The organism is Dokdonia sp. Hel_I_63 (assembly GCF_007827285.1).
Classification (GTDB): Bacteria; Bacteroidota; Bacteroidia; order Flavobacteriales; family Flavobacteriaceae; genus Dokdonia.
The window spans coordinates 1,479,974-1,505,174 of sequence record NZ_VISD01000001.1 but is presented as its reverse complement, the minus strand read 5'-3'; the positions used below and the strand labels follow the sequence as shown (position 1 = coordinate 1,505,174).

The following is a 25,201-nucleotide window of genomic DNA, read 5'->3' as shown; positions in this document are numbered from 1 at the left end:
ACATTTTTATTAACATTTATCCTTGGTTTTTTTCTAGTTTAGCAGCTTTTAAAAATAAACCCCTAACGAATTAAGGCATCCCAAATTCCTTAATTGACTTAAACCTACTATTGCTATGAAGCAAACCTACTTAAAGGTTGTTATCCTTATCGTTGTACTTGTCTTTGGTACAATCGCTACAGTTCAAGGGCAACACAATCACGTAAATGGAAAACGTATTAAAATTTCCAATCCAACACCAAACCAACTCACATTGATTGCTACCTCGGGTATAGACCTTAAGTGTGGTGCTGAGATTTTTGGCAACGAACTTGTATTAGAATTAAGCAATCAAGAGGTAGAGATAATCGAGCAACTTAATATCTCCTTTACTACCATTATTGATGATACACGGGCTTATTATAAAGAACAAAATGAGGTTGAATTACCAAAAGCAAAGCAGGAACTTAATGCCTTAAAATCTTTAAGTTATTCTAATAATGAAACTAGATCCTTAAGTACGACTGGTACTACTATTTCTAACATTATTCAATACGAAGGGGAGACTGAAATAAACTGGCAGACTCCACAAAATTTTGAGTTAGGAAGCATGAATGGTTGTCTAACCTATGGGGAGATGCTTTCAGAATTAGATAGAATGAGGCAATTATATCCTCATTTAATTTCTGTCCGTAAAGATGCATCACTAGCTGAAGATGGGTCTGGTACTCCTATAACTACCCACGGTAATAGCTTTACTAATGGTGGTCAATATGATACTTGGCCTGGACAAACTGTTTATTATGTGCGCATCTCTGATAATCCAAATACAGATGAGGCAAACGAACCAGAATCCTTCTATAGTGGTATGAGCCATGCCCGTGAGGCAAGTAGTATGATGAACCTTATCTACTACATGTGGTATATACTTGAAAACTATGAAACTGACGCAGATATCAAGAATTTAGTTGATAATCATGAGATGTACTTTATGCCAGTAGCAAATCCAGATGGGTTGCTTTGGAATGAGCAAACAGATCCTAATGGTGGAGGATTACAACGTAAAAATTTAAATCCTGATGCTAATACAGGTGACAACTCTGCACGTGGAGTGGATCTTAATAGAAATTACGACTACTTTTGGGGTGCAAACAACGCTTACACAGGTAATGGAGTAGGATCAAGTGCCACACCTAGTTCTCAAGTATATAGAGGTACAGCAGCATTTTCTGAACCAGAGACAAGAATCACAAGAATATTTGTAGAAAACCACGACGCAAAAACCGCACTCAATCACCACGCGACATCTAACTTACTACCTCATGGCTATAATGCCTATCCAGGTTCACCAGCTTCTGGGCGTGAAGATGACTATGTGAAATTTTGTCATGATCTTACAAGATTTAATAGGTACATTTATGGGGAAGCTCCTAATGTTCTTACGGTTGCAAATGGAGACATGAGTGACTGGATGCTAGGTGGTGATCCAGACCCACTTAATGGTGGTAGTGTAGGATCAGGAAAAGGCATCCTTGCTCTTGCGCCAGAAAATGGAAATGCTTTAGGGGAAGAAGCAGATCCTCTTTTCAACTCTGGATTCTGGCCATCTCCATCCCAAATTGTAATCGTAGCAGCTAGGGCAACAAGAATGAATTTAGTGAATGCATTATTTGCTGGAAAACTAGCGCAACTACATGATGAAACTCCATTTAATATTTCAACACTCACTGGTGATTTAAAATTTGGAATTGAATATTTAGGAATGACATTAAGCCCTCTTACCTTAACAGTTACTCCGGTATCTACAAATATTATATCTATAGGTACTACTCCAAATATTAATCTTGCTAAACAAGAACAAACAGATATTGCTATTTCTTATCAATTAGGAACGATTGCCGCTGGAGATACTATTGAATATGAAGTGACCTTAAGCAATGATACACACATTATATATCAATCGACAATTCAAAAAACATACCAGCCATCAGAACTTTTTATTGATGATATAAATCCTACCTCAATTTCTAACTGGACGAGCTCTGGTAGCGGGACGGAATGGGTAACATCTGCAACAAGTGGTTTTGGAAATTCTAGAGGTATTACTTTTGATGCTACTCCTCCATATGCCAATGATAGAAATGTTCAACTCACGCTTAATCAAAGTTTCGACATCTCAAACTTATCTTCTACTACCCTTATACAGTTCTATGCTAAATGGGATTTAGAACGTAATTTTGATTATGTTCAATTACAAGGTCGAGATGGCAATTCAGGACAATGGATTCCATTAAGTGGTAAATACACAAAACCAGGCTCTACGCTTGCCTCTATGCGCTACAATCCAGCAAATGGGTCTGGTGGCATAGCAAAATCAACAGCAGATCGTGATAATCAACCTGACAATCTGCCGTTATTTGAAGGCTTTAAAGGTAATAAATGGGTGCTTGAAGAGATAGAAATTAGCCCCGAAGCCAATAATTTCTTAGCAGGAGCATCAGACCTACAACTACGCTTTGTCTTTGATAGTGATTCATCAAATAATGCTGACGGTTATACAACTACGTTTGCAGGATTTTCCTTTGATGAATTTAGAGTCTTAAATGTAGCTACTGATAGATCTTGTATTTCTGGAACTACACCCGTAAATCATGAAGATTTTGAAATAGGTCTAGGCGACTGGACCCAAAATTTAAATGATGACGGTGATTTAACTCATGGATCTGGGAGTACTGCAACTACAGGGACAGGGCCTAGTGCTGCTTCTCAAGGAACTTATTATTTTTATACAGAGGCATCAAGCAACTCTATTGGAGTAGGTTCTAATGCAGAGGTGATAATTACTAGTCCATGTATAGACTGGAGTGGTGGTCTTACTGGCTCATTTGATTTTGACTATCATATGCTAGGTACAAACGTCGGATCTCTAGTCGCAGAGGTAAAATTAAGTAGCGATTCAGCTTGGACACAAATATTTGCTCGATCTGGCGCACAAAGTACAAACGGAACAGACTGGAAAAATGCAACCGTAAATTTAAACGCATATAGTAATGAGATTTTTCAAATACGATTTGTAATAACCACAGGAAATGGCGCGTCTAGTGATATTGCCATTGATAATCTTAGAATTGACCCTACAGACACAACGGACCCTATTGCCACTTGTAAAAACATCACAGTGAGTTTGGGATACGATGGAATCGTAGTATTACAACCATCGCAAATTAATGATGGCTCTACAGATAACATTGGAATAGAAACTTACAGCTTAGATATAGACAATTTTGACTGTACAAATGTTGGAGCAAATACTGTTACTCTTACAGTTACAGATTTTAAAGGAAATATAGATACATGTACAGCTACTGTGACCGTGGTCAATGATGAAGCTCCGCTAAACTTACAAGCAAGTAACATTCAAGCGACGACCGCTACACTTAATTGGGTAGCAACACCTAACAACTCCTACACAGTACGCTTTCGCGAAAGCGGAATAACAACTTACACTAGTGTAAATACCACAACTAATAGTCTTAACCTAACTGGTCTAGAGGTTGGTAAAACATACGAAGCTCAAGTAAAGGCTACGTGCACAGCAGGTAGTGATTCTCCATATAGCGAAACTATTAGTTTTACTACACAACTCACGTATTGTGGATCAGAAGGAAGTATAGATTTTGCTAATGGAATTACTCGTGTTATTCTCGGAGGTATAAATAATCCATCTGGACCCGAACCCGCATACACTGATTTCACCACAGAAATAGCAACGCTTGCCCGAGGATCTTCACATAACCTTTCAGTACATCTAAATACTTTAGGGAACAATAGTCACACGACTACAGTTTGGATAGATTGGAACAGAAATGGAGATTTTACTGACGCTGGAGAATCATACGATTTAGGAATAGATATTAATAAAAATGATCAAGCTACAGATAGTTCTCCATTCACAATTACAGTCCCTATAGATGCAACACTAGGGAATGTAAGAATGAGAGTAAGTAATAAATTCAACGAGGTATCAACCCCTTGTGAGGTTGGTTTCTTTGGAGAAGTAGAAGATTACACTATTACTATTGAACCAGCGTATTACATCTATAATGCTGGAGCTTGGACACCTCAAGATCCAAGTGGTATCGCTACAAGTAATGACAATATTGAAGTACGTTCTGGAGCTCCTACCCTATCTGCAAATACAATAGTAAATAATGTAACGATACTTGCTGGCGCAACATTAGATCTAGCAGCTACTACGCTGGATGTAAACGGTGACCTTACTAATTCGGGTGAGATCTCTGGAGCAAGTGGTACACTTTTAATGACGGGAAGCTCTCCTCAAGAAATTGCAGGTAATGCTCTTGAAATCGCCAACTTAGTAATTGATAATAGTGATACCACTCAAGGTGTTACCTTAAGCACGGCAGTTTCAATCAACAAATTACTGACGTTAACAGATGGAACTCTTAATACTGGAGATACACTTACCCTATTGAGTAATCCTACAAGAACTGCAATGATTGATATAATTACGGGTGGGACCATCTCTGGTAATGTGACTACAGAAAGATACATTCCAGCAAGAAGAGCTTTTAGATTACTTTCTAGTCCTGTAACTACCACTACAAGTATTAATGCAAACTGGCAAGAAGGGGTTAATAACACAGGTACATCCTTCCCTACCGACAATGTGAATCCTAACCCTGGTTATGGTACTCATATCTCAGGTTCCTTAACAGGTGAAAATGGTTTTGATGCTACGGCTTCTGGAAATGGTTCTATCTTTAAATTAGATAATGCATCTCAGTCTTGGCAAGATGTTACAAATACAGATGTAACTACCTTAAATGCTGGTGAACCGATTAGACTTCTAGTAAGAGGTGATCGTAGTGTTAACGTGACAAGCAACGCTGCTACTCCCACTGCTACCAAGTTAAGAGCAACAGGAACTATTGCAACCTCTCCTGTAAGTGTAACTGGCAGTACACTTAACCACAATGCGGGAGCTTTTAACTTTATAGGAAATCCATATCAGGCTTCTTTAAACATAAACACCGTACTTTCAGCTTCTACAAATGTGAGAACTGGTCAGATTTGGGTATGGGATGCTACTCTAGGTTCGAGAGGACAATATGTAACTGTTCTTCTAGACGGAAGTGGTTCTAGTAATGGAGCAAATTCTAAAGACTACCATTTCATACAACCTGGTCAAGCTATTTTTACAGCAACAGATGCTACTGTTACAGATAGTAGTACTGAGATTGTCTTTAACGAGACAGATAAAGTTCCTGGTAATATAGTACCGCTCTATAGTAATTCATCAAATGCTATTGCTACATCACCACACCTTATAGGTAGATTGTATAGAAGTGAACACTATGGTGAAGAAATAGGCTTACAAGATAACTTTGTCATCCTTTATGGTGATAGCTATAGTAACGACGTAACATCAGAAGATGTTTCAAAGTTCTTTAATATTGATGAGAACATGGGCGTTTTGAAAGATGGCGGACTCCTAAGCATTGATAAAGTAGCTATGCCTACAGAAGATGATCAAATACAACTTTACAATGCACTATATCGCACTAGTAATTACACATTAGATCTTGACATCTATGGATTAAATGAGGTTGAAACATATCTTAAAGACAACCACACAGGTGAGACTACCTTACTAGAAGAAGGATTAAACACTATCGCTTTTACGGTTGATAATGACATTGAAACAAGTGTCGATACAAATCGTTTTGAAATTGTTTACCAGCGAGAAGTATTATCAACTACAACTGAAGAAGTGATTGATTTTGCAATGTATCCTAATCCTATAACAAATGGAAGATTAACCATTACATCTACTGCACTCTCAGGAAGCGATGTAGATGTCGTAATTACAAATTTACTAGGACAAACAGTTATGAGTAATGAGGCATCCTTTAGAGGGAACAAAACGGTAATTCATGATCTTGACCAACTAAGTAGTGGTATGTATATACTATCTATTAAAGGTGAAAAGATCAAGATTTCTCATAAAATTGTTATTCAATAAACTAATAAAACTCATATGACTACATATAAAAAACATATCATCACAACACTCCTCCTTTTATTCATAACTGTTGGAGTCCAAGCGCAAATCACCTTTGCAAATGATGTAAATGACGAAGCTCCTGCTGCACCTATAGATGGATTTATAGCAATTGGCCTCGCTGCAGGCGCGTATCTAGGATTAAAGAAACGCGCACAGTCGGAAAAATAATTATTTAGTGTTAATTCAAGGCTTGAGGAGCATCCTAACTTAGGATGCTCTTTTTGTTTTTAGTAGTTACGCTTTCGCGAAAAATTGAATAAAACGCTAAAATAAATTAATCAAAATATCATTTTGGCTCTTTTGTACTATCCAAAACTAACTAACTAACTAACTAACGGCTAATCAAAAACTCTTGAATGAAATGATTAAAATCACCGATGAAATACACATCATTACAAAAGATTACTTGTAATTCATCCATTCACCAACTAAAAACATCGATGAAATACACAAATAGCAGTTGAATTACGCAATTTTTACTGTTTTACCATTGTAAAACCAAGTTTTTTTATAATTTAGCCGTCCCAACTCACTACAATACTCACCCCAACAGTTTTGTAGCGACAAATCTTATTAAATGAAAAAGCCCTCAATTGGTAGAGTACTACTTCTCGCCTCCGTAATTTTGGTTATTACACAATCTGTGTCATCCATTAGTGCGCAAACCGTTTTATTCAACGCAGACTTCTCAAATACGACTGGTGATAATGCGTGGACTCAGAGCATAAACACCAATGGTTCATTTGATGCAGTAGACTTTGTTTTAAATAATCAATTTCCGAATTATGCAAACAATGCATTATTTGCTCTTGAAAGTCCTATAATTGATTTAACAGGATATTGGAATCTTACTCTTGATCTACGTCATTTTTACAAAACAGAACCCTTTCGAGATGGGATTCAAATGCAATATCGTATTGATGGAGGTGCTTGGTCTGTACTGGGAACCGAAGCCAATGGATATTATAATGACACAGACGTAAATGGAATAGCAGATAATACTGATGGATGGTCAGGTGATAATACTCCATTTAGTGGTAATGCATTTACTGCTGCACCTACATTGGACTTGACCACCTTCAATACCAATTTTAATAACGCATCTAATGTGCAATTACGTGTTGTTTTTGGTAGTGATAACACAAGTGATCTTTTAATAAATAACGACGGAGCAGCCATAGATGACGTAATCATAAGAGGACGATTAATTGGGGAATATTGCACTCCTCAAGCAATTAGCAATCCATCTACAATACGAAGAGTCGCTATTAACACTATCGATAACAATACGCCAATACAAAACAATGGATATTCGGATTTCACTACCATCTCTACAGATTTAGAACAAAATTCTTCTTATCCATTAACTGTACAAGTAAACACAAATGGAAATTTCACTTTCAACACTAGAGCTTGGATAGACTGGAACCAAGATGGAGATTTCAATGACGCCGGAGAAGAATATAATACTGGAACAGCATCAAACGTTGCAAATGGTGCAACCTCAAATTCTCCTTTAAATATAACCGTACCTGCCGGAGCTAACCTAGGGCCAACTGTGATGCGTGTTCAAAGTAAATGGAATGGAACTGCAGGTAATCCCTCACCATGTTTAGCTAATAATTCATACTATGGAGAAACGGAAGATTATCAAATAAATGTTACATCATCAGTACCCCAACCAGAAATTGCAATTTTCGGATCAGGAATAGAAATCATTGACGGAAGTACAACTCCAAATGCTGGGGATGGAACTAACTTTGGAACCATCACCGCTGGATCGATACTCAATCGCACATTCACCATAAGAAATACTGGTACTGCAACTCTCAACCTATCAGGAAGTGTATTAGGTGGCACTAGCGCTTCAAGTTATACTATCACATCGCCTCCACCTGCAACTATTGCTGCGGGTAGTTCGGCAACGTTTACTATTACATATAACCCTACAGTAGGAGGTGTTCATAATGCTACATTCAGCGTTGCTAACAATGATAGTAATGAAAATCCATACAACTTTAGTATTACAGGAACAGCTACAGGTCCACAGCCAGAAATATCATTAAATGGTCTGGGTAATATTATAAATGATGGCGATACCACAACACTAGTTAGTAATGGCACTAATTTTGGAGCCAGCCTAATAAACGGTAGTATAAGCCGAACTTATACCATTGCAAATTCTGGAAGCGCAAACCTTAACCTTACAGGTGCTTCTCCATATGCTATTATAACTGGAAGTCCTTACTTTACAGTAACCGCAATACCTTCTAGTACTATTATCCCAGGTGGAGGCTCTACTTCTTTTGAGGTTACCTACAATCCTATCTTAGTTGGAAATCACTCTGCTACAGTTACTATCAATAATAATGACAGTGACGAAAATCCTTATACATTTGTTATTGAAGGACAATGCACGCTGGTGGTTGCTCCAGAGATAGATATTTTTGGAAATGCTGTAGAAATTGTAGACGGTGATACTACTCCAAATACTGCAGACGACACAGATTTCAGTAACGTGTTCTTAGGATCCTCTGATGCAAATGACTTTACAATCACAAACACAGGAACAGCAGATTTAGTACTGAATGGCACACAAGTTCAAATTCAAGGAGGTGGAGGTAATTTTGCAATTTCATCAATGCCGTCGACTACAATAGCTGCTGGAGAATCGAGCGTTTTTCAAGTAACGTATACACCAAATGCTGTTGGAACTCATAATGCGACTGTGAGAGTTACATCTAACGATATAAATGAAGGTGACTATACTTTCGATATTGAGGGTTCATCCACAATTGATATATCTCCCCGATACACTATCCATTATAATAATTTTGATGTTAGCGCAGAAGGTTGGACTGTTTCAAACCTTGGAGGAGCATCCGTATGGACGTATGGAGCAAACACCACCGAACCTGGAACAGATGGAAATTACTTTTATACCAATAACTATAACGACTTCGCACCAGGAAGTGACACTTATGCTATAAGCCCTGTTATAGATCTTACTGGTTTTACGGACTTAAGATTATATATTGATGTGAGATTTAATCTCGATAATGATCTAGAAGATGGAATGAATATAGAATATTCATCAAATGGTGGAACTAATTGGACAGTATTAGGAACTTCAGGTCTAGGAGCTGATAATAAGTGGTACAACGATGCTAATGTTTTAGGTCTAGGAACTAACGTAAATGGATGGAGTGGTATTAATGATAGTAATTTTAATGCTGCTAAATCACAGTTTATGACATCATACCTAGACTTGCCAGCATCTCTAGTTAATAATCCTCAAGCTCGCTTTAGAGTGAGATTCTCAGATGATAATGACGCTACAAGGGATGATGGTGCAAATTTTGATAATTTTATAATTGTTGGAAACCCACAGATTCCTTTTGGAAATCCAGCTTCGGGTCCAGCAGATGTAGCTTCAAACTTAAAACTTTGGTTAAAAAGTAATTCTGGAATAACTGCTACAGATGGAAATCAAGTAAATGTGTGGTCAGATCAAGCTCAAGATAATGATGCTACCGTAAGTAGTTTTGACGCACCTACTTATTTTAACAATAGCGCTGAAAATATAAACCATAATCCTGTACTTAGTTTCAATGAGGCAGATAAAACTCAGCTTAAAGGTAAGGGAGGATTCTATTCTCAAGATTATTGGGTAGTATTAAAACAAAACGGCACAATAGATGGCACTACACCAAACGCCTTTGAAGGCGTTGTTGCTGGTAGAGCTTCAAACAGACAGTTTTCTGAAGATGGAACTGGATTTTGGACTGGTAAAATATCTATACGCTTCTCTGGTAATGATAATATGTTAAGCCACATGATTGGTTCTACTCCAGCTAGTGCTAATTCAACTACTCCAAATACATATGGACGTGCTTATTCGTCTAATTCAGACAGTTATACTGATGAAGTAATTATTATAAATATTAAGAGAAACGCTAGTGGGAATGGTTCAGAAATTTACAAGAATGGTATAAGAGTAGATAACGTAGATGCGTTTGCATACAATCAGAACACAAATACAGTTGGTAATGTGTTACCATATGATGACATTAACAACTCAATTTATGCCTTAGGAGTAAGTTTTGCCGGCTTAAATAGAACAGACATATCGTCTTGGTTTAATGGGAAGATAACGGAATTCATAAGCTACAGCTTACCTAACTCATTACTTAATCAGAAAAAAATACAATCATATCTTGCTTTAAAAAATGGAGTAACACTTCATCGTACCAATAGTACTACAACTACAAGACAAGGTGATGAAAATTATATTGATAGTGATGGTACTACTATATGGGATACCACCATAAACAATGGTTTCACATATGATATAGCTGGGATAGGTAGAGATGATGCTGCTACTTTAAACCAAAAACAATCTACTTCAAGTAATCCAGGAGCAATTGTCACTATGGGACTTTCAGATATATACAACACTAATTCGGAAAATATCAGTGCAAATACCAACGTTATAAATGATAAAAACTTTCTTGTATGGGGAAATAACAACGGTTCTTTTGCTGCCTCTGCTCCTATTCAAGTTGATTTGAGTGATGGTATAGCTGGTTTAAATACATTAGTAGATTTTTCTTCTATTTTACGCACATGGAAAGTAGTCGAAACTGGAGCTGTTGGAGACGTAAAAATCTCGGTTCCTGAAGCCTCACTTTCTGCCACAATAACACCGCCTGGAAATTTCTTAATGTTTATATCAGACACGCCTTCATTTAGTCCAACCTCAGAGTATCGAGTAATGACTTCAAACGGAACAAATATTGAAACCATTTACGATTTTGATGGTACTAAATACATCACATTCGGATATGCACCAGAATATATCTATGAGCGATCAATTACATTTGATGGTACAAGAGATTATATGGATGCAGATGATGTTGCAGACCTCACGGGACCATTTACTATATCAACTTGGATAAAACCTGGTGCAAATGCAAATGGAACTGATATTATTTCTAAAAGAAATTTTGGATCTTTTACTGAAGGTTACGCACTTATACTTAATAATGCCTCAAGACCTCGCATCGTATGGAGGAATGCAGCGGGAACTACTGAAGCTCTAAGTGCTTCTATTGCGCTACCTCAAGATGAATGGCACCATATTGCTGTAATATATGACGGAAATAGAGCTACATTCTATATTGATGGTATAGAAGATAATTCAGGTGTACGAAATAGCCCTGTAAGCTCAAGCCAACATTTTATGGTTGCTGCTGCAAACTATCAAAACCCTACAAGATTCTTTGATGGAACTATAGATGAGGTAAGAGTATGGAATCAAGCGTTATCACAAGAGCAACTACAGTTCATCATGAATCAGGAAATTGAAAAATTTACCGATGACTCTGTAAATGGTAAAATCATACCTCAAAATATTTCTAAAAATGAAGTAGCTAGCATCCCTTGGGCAGATCTTGAAATGTATTTACCTATGAATAAATACACTTTTACAAACGTAAAAGACGAGTCTGACAATAATTATGTAGCAGCCATAAAAAATCTGCAAACTGTAGATTTCCAAACGGCTCCCCTACCTTATGTTTCAACTGCAGATGGAGTTTGGGCAAATACTAACACATGGACTAACGGAGCTACACAAGCTCTACCAGGAGCGCCATCATTAGTTGATGCAACGCAAACCATTGATTGGAATATTGTTCAAACAGCACATAACATTTCTACAGCATCAAATAACACGGTTCTAGCACTTGATGTAAGTACTGCCGAGTTAACCGTAGGAAATGATAGTAAGATGGAAGTATCTCACTATTTAAAATTAGACGGTGTTATGGATCTTGTTGGAGAATCACAATTAATACAGACAGAAAATAGTGATCTGGCAGCTGCTAGTATTGGAAGACTTGAAAGAGATCAGCAAGGTACGTCAGATACCTTTTCATATAATATCTGGTCATCCCCCGTAGAAAAAACAAATCCTGATGGCACATTTACTATAGCATCTATTATGAACGATGGGACTGATGAAAACAATCCGCAATCATTAAATTTCAGTACTGGATTTAATGGAGCGAACACCATACCTAAGACGGTGAGTGCTTATTGGCTATTTACCTACAGAAATGACCCTGCAGACACCTATAGTGCTTATGAGCAAATAGGTCCTTACGGATCTTTAGATATAGGTGATGGCTTTACAATGAAAGGTCCCGGTAGTGGTGGCATCACAGATCCACAAAATTATGTTTTTATAGGAAGACCTAATAATGGCACAGATGCAGCATCTATTGACAAATTAATAAATGCAGGCAATGACTTTATGATGGGTAATCCTTTTCCTTCTGCCCTTGATGCAAATAAATTTATTAATGATAATCCACACCTAACGGGTACTTTGTCATTCTGGGAACACTGGGGTGGAGGTAATCATTTCTTAGCAGATTATGAAGCTGGATATGCACTCTATACTTTAAGTGGAGGTACTCCTGCAGTAAGTCACCCTGCTCAAAACACGAGCGGTGTAGGTACTAAAACTCCTACTCAATTTATTGCAGTAGGTCAAGGGTTCTTTGTAAGAGCAGCAACTACTGGAACAACTAATTTTAACAATACACAGCGTGTCTTTGCAAAAGAAGCATCTTCTGGTTCATTTTTCTTTAATGGTGAAACAACACAATCAGAAAATGCCCTTAACGCAGAGGATGATATTGTACAACATGAGGACCTAAGAGAAAAATTTAGAATAGGTTTTGATTCTCCTAGCGCTTATCACAGACAGCTTTTAATGACTATCGATGAGAATACGACTTTTGGATATGACAGAGCTTATGATGCCGTTATTGATAACCACCCACAAGAAGATATGATGTGGATGCTAGATGATAATAAAGCCATAATTTTAGGAGTTCCTGCTATTGAGAATGACCGAAAATTCCCTTTACGTATTGGTTTACCTATGGATGGTGAAATTTCTATCGGTGTAGATGCACTTGAAAATGTAAATACAGAAAATACAACTGTTTATGTGTTTGACGCCCTTCAAGATACCTACACAGACATCACGACTGATGATAAATTCACTTTAACGCTAGAGGCTGGAACTTACTTAGACCGATTTTATATCGTGTTTGAACAAACGGCAGCAGCTGAAGAAGATACTGATGATACTACACAACAAACTGATGAACAAGAAGAAAATAATCAAGATATCGAAGTGGTTGATACGGACATTATTGATGAAACTGAGGAATCAGATAACTTGAGTATCTACTTCAATAGCCAGTCTCATGATATTGTAATTAACAAAAGAGTAGATTATGACCTTAAGTCAATACAGCTTTTCACTATGTTAGGTCAACTTATAAAAGAGTGGACACCAGATAGCGAAACCTCAAGAATAGAGTTGCCAGTGCAAGATATAAGTACGGGTGCTTACATTATTAAAGTGCAGAAATTACAAACTACATACACTCAAAAATTAATTATTCACTAACATTGCCCCAAATCGCAACGTTGACAAAACCTCCTCTTTCAGGAGGTTTTTGTTTTTTATACGCTTTCGCGAAAGCGTACTACTACATCAAAATTTTAAGAAAACCATAACATACTTACATGTAAGTTTAGTAAGCTTTGCAAGACAACATTTATCTAATAATCTAACCACATTATGAAATATACATTACTTACCATAGCAGCCAGTGCACTGCTTACAATCACATCTTGTAAACAAGAAAACACAACCACTACTCCTACATTAGAAGTAGCTACTGTAAATGAAAATCTTGCAAAAGTTGAAACCTCATGGATTACCGAACGTGTGACTAAAGCAAAAAAGAGACTAAATAATACTGAGGCCGGAAAAATTGTATGGCAATCTATGGAGGCTCATGGCGGACTGCAACGTTTTTTTGAAAACGGACCACTTTCTTTTCGTTTTGATTATGTTCCATTAGATGGAAGTACTCGTCGCTATACAGATGAGACACTAGACACGTGGAATAATAAAGCGGTACACTGGAAACCCGAAGATACAACGCAACGTTTTGGATGGGATGGAGAAAAGGCTTGGAAACAAGTATCAGACTCAACAGCATTTCCTTTTGATATGCGCTTTTGGGCACTGACACCTTATTACCTTGCTGGCTCACCTTTTATTTTAGATGGTGAAGGTGTCAACCTTGAGAAACTAGAAGACAAAACATGGAAGAATAATAACTACGACGTCGTTAAAATTACCTTTAGTAAAGGTACTGGCGACGCCCCAGATGATTATTATATTATTTATGTAGGTAAAGAAGATCATAAGGTAGCTGTTGTACGTTACATCGTGTCATACCCTAAATATTTTCCTAACGGCGGCGCTGCTCCAGAAAAACTCATGGAAGTTCAAGGAACAACTATAGTAAATGGTATAGAATTGCCTACAGGTTTCCACACACACTGGTTAACAGAAGACGAAGAAGCCGGAGAACATATAACTACTATCACAATAGACAACATCCGTTTTAATCCAGAGATAGAAAAAAGCTACTTTGACATTCCTGAAGGTGCAATTATTATTGAATAAATAAACACACTTTCGTGAAAGCGAAATAAAAGTTAAAGCCAGCTCGCTACCGCGTGTTGGCTTTTTTTATTTAACATAAAGCTCCTTAATAGCTGTTAAGAAATCTAACTTATTGTTAAAAGCGACATCTGTTGAAATCCAAAAGATTTATCTCTACGTAAAACTACCTCACCTTGATATAGAACTTTGATTTAAAACATATGGACATTAAAAACAACCTTCCAGAAGAATTAGCATCAACTACTACCGAGAAAAACTCAGTTGTAAATAAAATATCTAAAAATCCTTGGGGAACTACTGTACTCATTACAACATTCTTGCTCCTAGTCATATCTGCTTATATAGCATATATGTTGCGTTATGACTTTTCACAACTAGATTTTGAACGTAAGAGTACTATCTTTGGCTATGCATTTATGACGGTTGCATCCGTATTTCTTGCCTATAAAAGTGCCTTCTTCTTATATACACTTTATAACTATTTCCGATACAAACCCGTAGCATCTGTTACAGATGAAGAGTTACCTACTGTAACTGTAATTGTACCTGCCTATAATGAAGGAAAGCAAGTATATGCAACACTCCAAAGTCTTGCTGCCAGTGATTACCCTGTAGAAAAAATACAACTGTTATCAATAGATGATGGTAGTCAAGATGATACATGGCATTGGATGCAAGTCGCCAAAAAAGAACTAGGTAATCGTGTTTCTATATGCCAGCAACCTAAAAACATGGGTAAACGTCATGCATTATACCGTGGTTTTCACGAAGGAACTGGAGAGGTTTTCATCACTGTAGACAGTGATTCTATGGTGACTCCAGACACGCTTAGAAATTTAGTTAGTCCATTTATTGATAATGAAGATTGTGGTGCTGTAGCAGGTAACATAAGAGTATTGAACAATGAGAAGGCATTATTACCAAAAATGCTTGACGTGAGTTTTGTACTTAGTTTTGAGTTTGTACGATCTGCAGAGAGTAACCTCAATTCTGTATTATGTACTCCTGGAGCGCTTGCTGCTTATAGAAGAGATGCTGTTTTTGCTTGTCTAGAAGAATGGATTGATCAAACGTTCATGGGGAAACCATCAGATATAGGTGAAGATCGCGCGATGACAAATATGATTCTTAGCCAAGGTAAACATGTACTTTTCCAGAAAAATGCATATGCTTACACTAACGTACCAGAAAACTATAAAGGACTTTATAAAATGTTCATTAGATGGGGAAGAAGTAACGTACGTGAGAACATCGCAATGGCAAAATATGTGTTTACAGACTTTAGAGAAGGCTCAAAAACGGGCACGAGATTACTTTTTCTGAGTCAGTCATTGCAGATTATCATGACATATCCCTTCCTAGCTTTTATGTTATTTTTTATAGCGACTCATCCAGTGCTATTCTTAACGTCAACACTAGTGAGTATCCTTGTACTATCTACATTCCCTGCACTATTTTACGGTAAAAAATATAATATCGCAGAGTCTTTTTATGCATATTCATACAGTTTATTTTACACCTTTGGCTTATTCTGGATCACTCCTTACGCCATCGCAACTGCTGGTAAAAGTGGCTGGTTAACGCGTAGTTTACCACAAGCAGTATAATTGACTATAATAAATAAGAAAGGCTCAAATTCACATGATGAATTTGAGCCTTTTTGTTTTTACTTAGTTTGCTACGCTTTCGCGAAAATATGATTACACTTAAACAAGCAGTTGAAACAGCTCTGGTTTATCATTAAGATATTCACCATAGAATTTACGTGCATGCATTCGATCGAGAAGCGGCTGTAAATCTTTTGAAGATTTTATTTCTAGACCTACGATTGCTGGTCCCTGTTCCCTACTCGTCTTTTTAGAATATTCAAAATAAGTGATATCGTCTGTGGGGCCGAGCACCTCAGCCACAAATTCTTTTAATGCTCCCGCTCGCTGCGGAAACTTCACAATAAAATAATGTTTTAAGCCTTGATGTAGTAACGCACGCTCCTTGATTTCTGCAGTACGGGTGATATCGTTATTGCTTCCGCTTACGATGCAAGCGATATTTTTACCTTTAATTTCTTTAGCAAATTTATCTAATACGGCAAGCGTCATTGCACCTGCAGGTTCTGCTACAATAGCATCTCTGTTATATAAATCGAGAATAGTCTGGCATATCTTACCTTCAGTAACCGTAACTACCCTATCCACAAATTGCTGAGCAATTGCAAAGTTGCGATCGCCTACTCGTTGCACTGCCGCACCATCGACAAATTTATCAATCTCTTCTAGCGTAGTATTTTCCTTTTTTGAGAGCGAAGTGAGCATCGCAGGAGCTCCTGCTGGTTCTACTCCTATAATCTTTGTTTTAGGTGACAGGTGATGAAAAACGCTAGACAATCCAGCTATCAACCCTCCGCCACCTACTGGAACAAAAACATAATCTAACGGCTGCTCAGACTGTGTTAATATCTCTAAGCCTACAGTCGCCTGGCCCTCTATTATTTTTTCGTCATCAAAGGGATGTACAAATGTTTTTCCTTCTGTGGTACAAATATCACTCGCTCGCGCAAAAGCATCATCAAAAGTATCACCTTCTAACACGACAGTAATCCAATCTCCACCAAACATTTCTACTTGCTCCACCTTTTGATTAGGTGTTGTAGAAGGCATAAAGATGGTGCCATGAATACTTAAACGAGAGCACGACAAAGCTACGCCCTGGGCATGATTACCTGCACTGGCGCATACGATGCCTACTCCTTTTTGTTCATCTGTAAGCGTACTTATCTTATTGTAAGCGCCTCTTATTTTATAACTGCGAACTTGCTGTAGGTCTTCACGCTTTAAAAAAACCTCTGCATCGAACTTGGTTGAGTATGTAAAGCTGCGCATAAATGGTGTTTTTATGGCAACCTTCTTTACCCTATTTGCTGCATCTGTAATAGACTTTAGCGTGGGAATAAATATTGTTGTTGCTACTGTCATTTATACATATTATCCATTCTCATTAATCTCAACCTTACTGATATCTAAATCCTCCACAAATTAATGAAGCACCTATTCTTTAAGCCGTTTTCACTTTCTTCATTGCGACCATAGCTCTTCGTAATGTTGCTCCTATTTCCTCAACAGGATGATTGCGTATGGCATCGTTTACAGCAATAAGTTCTTGATTATCTACATCATTTTCTTTTGCGAAAGCAGAACCTATAATATTTGTATCTACCCTCTTCATAAAGTCAGTTAATAACGGTTTACAAGCATGATCAAAAAGATAGCAACCATACTCTGCTGTGTCAGATATAATACGATTCATCTCAAAAAGCTTCTTTCTAGCAATAGTATTTGCAATAAGAGGCGTTTCATGTAACGACTCATAATAAGCACTTTCTTCTATAATTCCCGCAGCGGTCATGGTTTCAAACGCGAGCTCTACTCCTGCTTTCACCATGGCTACCATGAGTACTCCGTGATCAAAATATTCTTGCTCCGAAATCTCTGCGGTAGTGATTGTCTGTTTTTCAAAAGCAGTTTCTCCAGTGGCAGCTCTCCATTTGTGAAGATTCTTATCATCTGCAGCCCAGTCTTCCATCATGGTTTTTGAGAAGTGACCAGAGATAATATCATCCATGTGCTTTTCAAATAATGGACGCATAATTTCTTTTAATTCCTCGGCTAGATTAAAGGCTTTAATCTTAGACGGATTATTAAGACGATCCATCATGGTTGTGATTCCGCCGTGTTTTAAAGCTTCTGTGATGGTTTCCCAGCCGTATTGAATTAATTTCCCAGCATATGCAGGGTCAATTCCTTTTTCTACCATTTTATCAAAACATAAAATAGAACCTGTTTGTAGTACTCCACAAAGGATTGTTTGCTCACCCATAAGATCAGACTTCACTTCTGCTACAAAAGAAGACTCTAGAACACCTGCTCTATGTCCTCCTGTCGCTGCTGCATAGGCTTTTGCTTGCGCTAGCCCTTTCCCTTCTGGATCATTATTAGGGTGTACTGCAATTAAGGTAGGTACTCCAAAACCTCTTTTATATTCTTCTCTCACCTCAGAACCAGGACACTTAGGTGCCACCATTATTACCGTGAGATCTTCACGTATTTCCATTCCTTCTTCTACAATATTAAAACCGTGAGAATAAGCAAGCGTAGCTCCCTTTTTCATTAATGGCATTACAGCTTTTACAACAGCTGTGTGCTGTTTATCTGGTGTTAAATTGAGTACCAAATCTGCGCTGGGTATTAACTCTTGATATGTTCCTACAGTAAACCCATTAGAACTAGCATTTACAAAGGATGGACGTTTATCTGTAATCGCTCCCTCACGAAGTGCATAAGAAATATCACAACCGCTATCACGCATATTAAGACCTTGATTAAGACCTTGCGCGCCACAACCTACAATCACAATTTTCTTCCCTTCTATAGCAGCTATTCCGTCTTGAAATTCGCTAGCATCCATAAAGCGGCATTTCCCTAGTTGTGCCAGTTGATCTCTAAGTGGCAATGTATTGAAGTAGTTCATTCTAATTAATTTTCGGTAAAGACGGTGGTTAGAAATACGTCTTTATAATGATTAGTTATTGTTTCTTTAGACTCTGTATTTGAGGTGTTACGTTTTCGCGAAAGCGGCCTCCTGCTCATTCCTTATTTGTTGCAATAATGAAGAGATAGGCATCTCTGTCTTAGTAACTGCAATTCTACCCGAACGAGTAAACTGCATGATACCAAAAGGTTTTAACTCGCGGTGTACCAAATCAATTTCAGACCTGCGGCCTGACTTTTCTAGCACAAAGAAGTCTCTATTTACTGTAACTATGCGCGCATGGCTATCTTTTATAATATTCTGAATTTGAGGCTCTTCAAAAAGCAACTCAGATTTGATTTTAAAAAGTGCGCTTTCTGTAAAAATGGTCTCTTCATCACTATGGTAAAAAGCTTTAATGACCTCAACCTGACGTTCTATCTGACCTTTGATTTTCTCCATTTGATGTTCTGTAATATTTACCACTAGTGTAAATTTAAAAACATCATCTATCTCACTTTCTGAGGCAGAGAGGCTTTCAATATTAATTTTACGACGTTGAAATATAGCAGAGATGCGATTGAGTAACCCAATGTTGTTCTCGCTGTATATTGTTACCGTGTATGTTGTTATTTGCTCACTCATATATGTTGAGTTTAAGTACTAATTATTTTATTGTAGCAAAACCGTTTAGGTTGTTCTATATAATCAATGATATTCTTATGCTAAGCGTATATCTGATACTGATGCTCCTGTAGGAATCATAGGAAATACATTGTCCTCTTTTTCTACCATTACTTCTAGAAAGAAACTATTTTTTGAAGCAATCATACGAGTAATAGCATCTTCTAGTGTGCTTCTGTCTGTGACTTTCTGAGCTTCAATATCATAAGCCTCTGCTATCTTACAGAAGTTGGGGTTCTTCATTTCTGTGCTGGCATAACGCTTGTCAAAAAACAGTTGCTGCCACTGGCGCACCATTCCTAAAAACTCATTATTGAGCACTACAATCTTTACTGCAGCTCCGGTTTGAAAAATAGTACCAAGCTCTTGTATGGTCATCTGGTAACCACCATCACCTATAATCGCTACTACTTCGCGATCTGGTGCTCCCATTTTTGCTCCTATTGCTGCAGGAAGGGCAAAGCCCATCGTCCCTAGACCTCCAGAGGTGATGTTACTCTTAGATTTTTTGAAGTTTGCATAACGTATACCTACCATCTGGTGCTGGCCTACGTCTGTTACTATAATGGCGTCACCATTTGTTTTAGTATTAATGAGTTCAATTACCTCACCCATCGTTAGTCCATCCTTTGTAGGATGAATGTCGTTCTTTATGACTTTATCAAATTCTATGTTGTAATGGTCTTTAAATCTTTGATGCCACGCAGTATGTTCTTTCTTTTCTATCAGCGGCAATATTCGTTCAAGCGTATCTTTAGAATTACCTAATACTGGTATGTCTGCTTTTACATTTTTATTAACCTCTGCTGGATCTATTTCAAAATGGATCACCTTAGCTTGCTTTGCATAGCTTTCAAGGTTGCCCGTCACTCGATCATCAAAACGCATCCCAATAGCTATTAATACATCACATTGATTAGTAAGTACATTAGGCCCATAATTACCATGCATTCCTACCATACCCACATTAAGTGGGTGATCTGTAGGAATTGCAGATACTCCAAGGATTGTCCACGCAGCTGGGATTCCAGCTTTTTCTACAAAGGCTTTAAAGGCCTCTTCTGCCTCACCAAGAATAACGCCTTGCCCCCATACAATCATGGGTTGTTTTGCATTATTAATAGCCTCTGCAGCTGCTTGTAATTGTTCTTCCTTTACTTCTGGAACTGGCACATAACTACGTATGTGTTCGCATTTTTCATAAGAAAATTCAAATTCTTCAAACTGGGCATCCTTTGTGATATCAATTAATACAGGCCCCGGACGCCCAGAACGTGCTATATAAAAAGCTTTTGCTAGTACTTCTGGGATTTCCTTAGCACTTGTAATTTGATGATTCCACTTTGTAACGGGTGTAGAAATCCCTATAATATCGGTTTCTTGAAAAGCATCACTTCCTAATAGGTGTGAGCCTACTTGCCCAGTAATACAAACCATAGGCGTACTATCTATCTGAGCATCTGCAATACCAGTAATTAGGTTTGTGGCCCCTGGTCCTGAAGTCGCAATAGCAACGCCTACTTTCCCGGTTGCTCTAGCAAATCCTTGTGCAGCATGCGTCGCACCTTGCTCATGACGTGTGAGTACGTGATGTATCTTATCTTGATGTATATGTAACTGATCATAAAATGGCATGATTGCCCCTCCGGGATATCCATAAATTAAATCTGCTCCCTCTGCCAGTAAACAGTGAATTAATGCCTCGCTACCGCTGATCGTGGTAGTTGTCTTTGCTGGATTATGTATGGTTTTTGTCTCCATATACAGGTATTTATGTGGCATTTTTAAAACGTGCCCTTGTTTATTATCTTCTTAAAGCTGTAAACTCTTTCAGTGTCCTTTGTGTAATAAAAAGTAAAAACTCGTAAGTAATTCCTTGTCTATTTTTTTAAAACTCATCAGTAACACAGCCCTCACTTGCAGAGGAAACCATTCTTGCATATTTGTAGAGCGATCCTCTTTGTACCTTAAGTGGTGGAGCAATCCAGTTTGCCTTACGGCTTGCCAGTTCTTCCTCGCTTATCTCCATATTTATGGTGTTATTTTCTGCATCAATCACAATGATATCTCCATCTTGTATGAGCGCAATACCACCACCGGTTTGTGCTTCGGGAGTAATGTGACCTACAACAAAACCATGTGTTCCTCCAGAAAATCGACCATCTGTAATAAGTGCAACGTCTTTACCAAGTCCTGCACCCATAATTGCTGCTGTAGGCTTGAGCATTTCTGGCATTCCTGGACCACCTTGCGGACCTTCATATCGTATTACTACAACATCTCCTTTCTTCACCTTACCTGCACCTATTCCTGCGTTTGCCTCATACTCACCATTAAATACACGTGCGCTTCCGCGAAAATGCAACCCTTCCTTCCCAGTAATCTTTGCAACCGAGCCTTCACTTGCTATATTTCCATACAGTATACGAATGTGCCCTGTAGCTTTTATAGGATTCTCTACGGTATGAATTACATCTTGATGTGCTTTTAGATGGTTAACCTCAGCTAGGTTCTCTGCAATAGTTTTACCTGTTACCGTCATGCAGTCTCCATGAAGCATTCCTTGATCAAGCATATATTTTAACACTCCAGGAACACCACCTACATTGTGAAGGTCTTCCATTAAGTATTTCCCAGAAGGTTTTAAGTCTGCTAGAAATGGAGTCGTATCACTTATCTTCTGAAAATCTTCAAGCTTAAAATCGATTTGCGCAGCTTTTGCGATTGCAAGAAAGTGCAATACCGCATTTGTAGAGCCGCCTAAAACGGTCACGAGCTTTACTGCATTTTCTAGTGACTTGCGCGTCACGATATCTGAGGGTTTTATATCATTCTCTATCAAGTTTCTCAGGGCAGCTCCTACTCTAGCGCACTCTGCTGTTTTATTTGGAGAAACTGCTGGGTTTGAACTTGTATATGGTAAGCTCATTCCTAAGGCTTCTATAGCAGAAGCCATTGTATTTGCGGTGTACATACCACCACATGCTCCTGCTCCTGGACATGCCTTTTTTACAACTGTCTTAAATTCTTTCTCGCTTATGGTTCCTGCAACTTTCTCTCCCCATGCTTCAAAAGCAGATACCACATCTAGCTTCTTATCTTCATGACAGCCAGGCGCAATAGTTCCTCCGTAAACAAGTATGGAAGGTCTATCTAAGCGTAGTTGTGCCATTAAAGCTCCAGGCATATTTTTATCACATCCTACAACCGTTATTAATGCATCATAAGACATTGCTTGCACCACCGTTTCCATAGAATCGGCTATGATGTCACGAGAAGGTAGAGAGTATCGCATACCAGGAGTTCCCATCGATATACCATCACTTACACCTATTGTATTGTAAATCAAACCTACTAAATCAGATGTCTGTACACCCTTTTTAATATCGACAGCTAGCTTATTTAAATGCATATTACATGGATTACCTTCGTAACCTGTACTAGCAATACCTACAAGTGGTTTTTTAAAATCATCATCTGTGAGGCCTATTGCGTGAAGCATGGCCTGTGCTGCTGGCTGCGTAGGGTCTTGAGTGACCGCTTTGCTGTATTTATTAAGTTCCTTCAAAAGTATAGTGTGTTTGGAATGGTTAAAATTATTATTCTAATTTCAACTAGGCAGTTTATAATAATAAAGCTGCCGATAACCAACTTAACACATTTACACTTAAATCACTGAATAACAATTACTTGATTAAATTAAAAACATACTTCTATAAGAATATACCGCCTTATTTAATAGAGAAACAGCGTTATACAATTCATACTTAACAAACTAAAAAGAGCGAAATTCTTCACCTTTTAAGTTAATAACAACATCCTTAGTCAATACTTTATATTAAATCTTTCAGAAAATCACCAAGGCTCCCTTAATAAGTCCCTATTTTTGGTAAAAACACACTGCCGTGACTATTCCTCAACTACTAGAGACTCAAAGAAATTATTTTGCAACCGGACAAACTAAGAGTATTGCTTTTAGGAAAGATTGTTTGGTACGCTTTCGCGAAAGCATAAAAAACCACGAGCAAGAGATTATCAATGCCCTAACAGCCGATTTTAAAAAACCAGCTTTTGAAAGTGTTGCTACAGAGATTAGTATTGTCATGATGGAACTTAATAAAGCCATCAAAGAAATCTGGAAATGGCAGATGCCAAAAAAGGTTTCTTCCTCGCTTTTAAATTTTCCTTCTAGTGATAAAATCATATATGAACCTTATGGCACTACGCTCGTAATTTCCCCGTGGAATTACCCTTTCCAGCTTGCCGTGGGGCCGCTAGTAGGGGCAATAGCAGCTGGGAATACCGTTGTATTAAAACCTAGCGAACTCACTCCTAAAACCTCAGAATTACTCGTAAAGATCATTGCCGAAGTATTTGACAATGGACACGTAGCAGTAGTTCAAGGAGCTAAGGAAGTTGCGCAAGAACTACTTGAACAACGATGGGATTATATCTTCTTTACAGGAAGTGTTCCTGTGGGGAAAATAGTTTACAAAGCAGCTGCAGAGTATCTTACGCCAGTAACTCTTGAGCTGGGAGGAAAAAGTCCGTGTGTAGTAGATGAATCTGCCAAAATACAACTAGCAGCAAAGCGAATTGTGTGGGGTAAATTTGTAAATGCGGGACAGACCTGTATCGCTCCAGATTATATACTCGTACATACTTCTGTAAAAGATAAGTTACTCACCGCGCTTGATATTGAAATCTCAAATGCATATGGTGCAGATCCTGCAATATCTCCAGATTTTGCAAGAATCATTAGTGAGAAAAACTTTGATAGACTTTCAAGCATGCTTGAAAGCGCCACAATATTTAAAGGTGGAAATACTGATAAGGATGCACTTTACATTGCCCCTACGGTGCTTGATAATGTTACTGTAAAAGACAAAGCAATGCAGGATGAAATTTTTGGCCCAATTCTTCCTGTACTCACTTACGAAAACAAAGAGGACATCTCAAGAATTATAAATGCTATGGAAAAACCACTGAGCGCTTACGTTTTTTCTGAAAAGCGCTCTTTTAGAAAATGGTTTAATAATAGCTTTTCTTTTGGTGGAGGTGCGATGAATGATACGCTTGTTCATTTTGTAAATGATAAGTTACCATTTGGAGGAGTAGGTCACTCAGGAATAGGAAGCTATCATGGCAAGAAATCCTTTTACACCTTTAGTCATGCAAAGGCAATTGTAAGTCGTGGCACATGGATAGATGTACCAATGCGTTATGCTCCTTACAAAGGGAAAATAGGCGTACTCAAGAAGTTTATGAACTGGTTGTAAATAATATACCTAGTAGAAAGAGGGCATTTGCCCCTACTAGAATAATCGCTTCCCTAGTATATTTACATATGTTCAATTTTCCCC

Annotated in this window: 11 protein-coding genes; 6 read left to right on the top strand and 5 right to left on the bottom strand. The window is 37.9% G+C overall.

The window, feature by feature from the left end; translation table 11 throughout:
• The first annotated feature begins 115 nt into the window (after positions 1 to 115).
• The 5 genes from JM84_RS06660 (at position 116) to JM84_RS06640 (ending at position 16,237) form a co-directional block, all read left to right on the top strand.
• Positions 116 to 6,025 (top strand): M14 family zinc carboxypeptidase, encoded by a 5,910-nt coding sequence (locus JM84_RS06660; RefSeq protein WP_013749821.1) that lies wholly within the window; start codon positions 116 to 118, stop codon positions 6,023 to 6,025.
• Between the two features lie 15 nt (positions 6,026 to 6,040).
• The gene (locus JM84_RS06655) at positions 6,041 to 6,235 is read left to right on the top strand and encodes a PID-CTERM protein-sorting domain-containing protein (protein ID WP_013749822.1); all 195 of its coding nucleotides are present in this window, start codon (positions 6,041 to 6,043) and stop codon (positions 6,233 to 6,235) included.
• A 409-nt stretch (positions 6,236 to 6,644) separates the two neighbouring features.
• The gene (locus JM84_RS06650) at positions 6,645 to 13,556 is read left to right on the top strand and encodes a choice-of-anchor D domain-containing protein (RefSeq protein WP_144783314.1); all 6,912 of its coding nucleotides are present in this window, start codon (positions 6,645 to 6,647) and stop codon (positions 13,554 to 13,556) included.
• Between the two features lie 174 nt (positions 13,557 to 13,730).
• A complete protein-coding gene (locus tag JM84_RS06645) occupies positions 13,731 to 14,630 on the top strand; it encodes a hypothetical protein (protein WP_013749824.1) in 900 nt (299 codons plus the stop codon).
• 200 nt (positions 14,631 to 14,830) lie between these two features.
• Complete coding sequence (locus JM84_RS06640) at positions 14,831 to 16,237, top strand: glycosyltransferase (RefSeq protein WP_013749825.1); 1,407 nt, start codon at positions 14,831 to 14,833, stop codon at positions 16,235 to 16,237.
• Between the two features lie 99 nt (positions 16,238 to 16,336).
• On the opposite strand, the gene ilvA is transcribed toward JM84_RS06640, so the two are convergent.
• The 5 genes from ilvA to ilvD all read right to left on the bottom strand — a co-directional run bounded on the left by ilvA (position 16,337) and on the right by ilvD (position 23,406).
• Positions 16,337 to 17,602, bottom strand: a complete 1,266-nt coding sequence (ilvA, locus tag JM84_RS06635; RefSeq protein ID WP_013749826.1) for a threonine ammonia-lyase IlvA — start codon at positions 17,600 to 17,602, stop codon at positions 16,337 to 16,339.
• A gap of 79 nt (positions 17,603 to 17,681) precedes the next feature.
• On the bottom strand, positions 17,682 to 19,154 hold the full coding sequence (gene ilvC, locus JM84_RS06630; protein ID WP_144783312.1) for a ketol-acid reductoisomerase: 1,473 nt from the start codon (positions 19,152 to 19,154) through the stop codon (positions 17,682 to 17,684).
• A gap of 87 nt (positions 19,155 to 19,241) precedes the next feature.
• Entirely contained in the window at positions 19,242 to 19,799 is a 558-nt protein-coding gene (gene ilvN / locus JM84_RS06625) for an acetolactate synthase small subunit (RefSeq protein WP_013749828.1), read from the bottom strand.
• Positions 19,800 to 19,874: 75 nt separating this feature from the next.
• Positions 19,875 to 21,599, bottom strand: coding sequence for a biosynthetic-type acetolactate synthase large subunit (gene ilvB, locus JM84_RS06620; RefSeq protein WP_144783310.1), 1,725 nt, complete (start codon positions 21,597 to 21,599; stop codon positions 19,875 to 19,877).
• 127 nt (positions 21,600 to 21,726) lie between these two features.
• The gene (gene ilvD, locus JM84_RS06615; protein WP_144783308.1) at positions 21,727 to 23,406 is read right to left on the bottom strand and encodes a dihydroxy-acid dehydratase; all 1,680 of its coding nucleotides are present in this window, start codon (positions 23,404 to 23,406) and stop codon (positions 21,727 to 21,729) included.
• 337 nt (positions 23,407 to 23,743) lie between these two features.
• Between ilvD and JM84_RS06610 the strand changes: the two genes are divergently transcribed.
• A complete protein-coding gene (locus tag JM84_RS06610) occupies positions 23,744 to 25,117 on the top strand; it encodes an aldehyde dehydrogenase (protein WP_144783306.1) in 1,374 nt (457 codons plus the stop codon).
• The last annotated feature ends 84 nt before the right edge of the window (positions 25,118 to 25,201 follow it).

Coding starts and splice junctions, on each gene's coding strand:
- JM84_RS06660 (WP_013749821.1), top strand. CDS start 116: ATGAAGCAAACCTACTTAAAGGTTGTTATCCTTATCGTTGTACTTGTC.
- JM84_RS06655 (WP_013749822.1), top strand. CDS start 6,041: ATGACTACATATAAAAAACATATCATCACAACACTCCTCCTTTTATTC.
- JM84_RS06650 (WP_144783314.1), top strand. CDS start 6,645: ATGAAAAAGCCCTCAATTGGTAGAGTACTACTTCTCGCCTCCGTAATT.
- JM84_RS06645 (WP_013749824.1), top strand. CDS start 13,731: ATGAAATATACATTACTTACCATAGCAGCCAGTGCACTGCTTACAATC.
- JM84_RS06640 (WP_013749825.1), top strand. CDS start 14,831: ATGGACATTAAAAACAACCTTCCAGAAGAATTAGCATCAACTACTACC.
- ilvA (WP_013749826.1), bottom strand. CDS start 17,602: ATGACAGTAGCAACAACAATATTTATTCCCACGCTAAAGTCTATTACA.
- ilvC (WP_144783312.1), bottom strand. CDS start 19,154: ATGAACTACTTCAATACATTGCCACTTAGAGATCAACTGGCACAACTA.
- ilvN (WP_013749828.1), bottom strand. CDS start 19,799: ATGAGTGAGCAAATAACAACATACACGGTAACAATATACAGCGAGAAC.
- ilvB (WP_144783310.1), bottom strand. CDS start 21,599: ATGGAGACAAAAACCATACATAATCCAGCAAAGACAACTACCACGATC.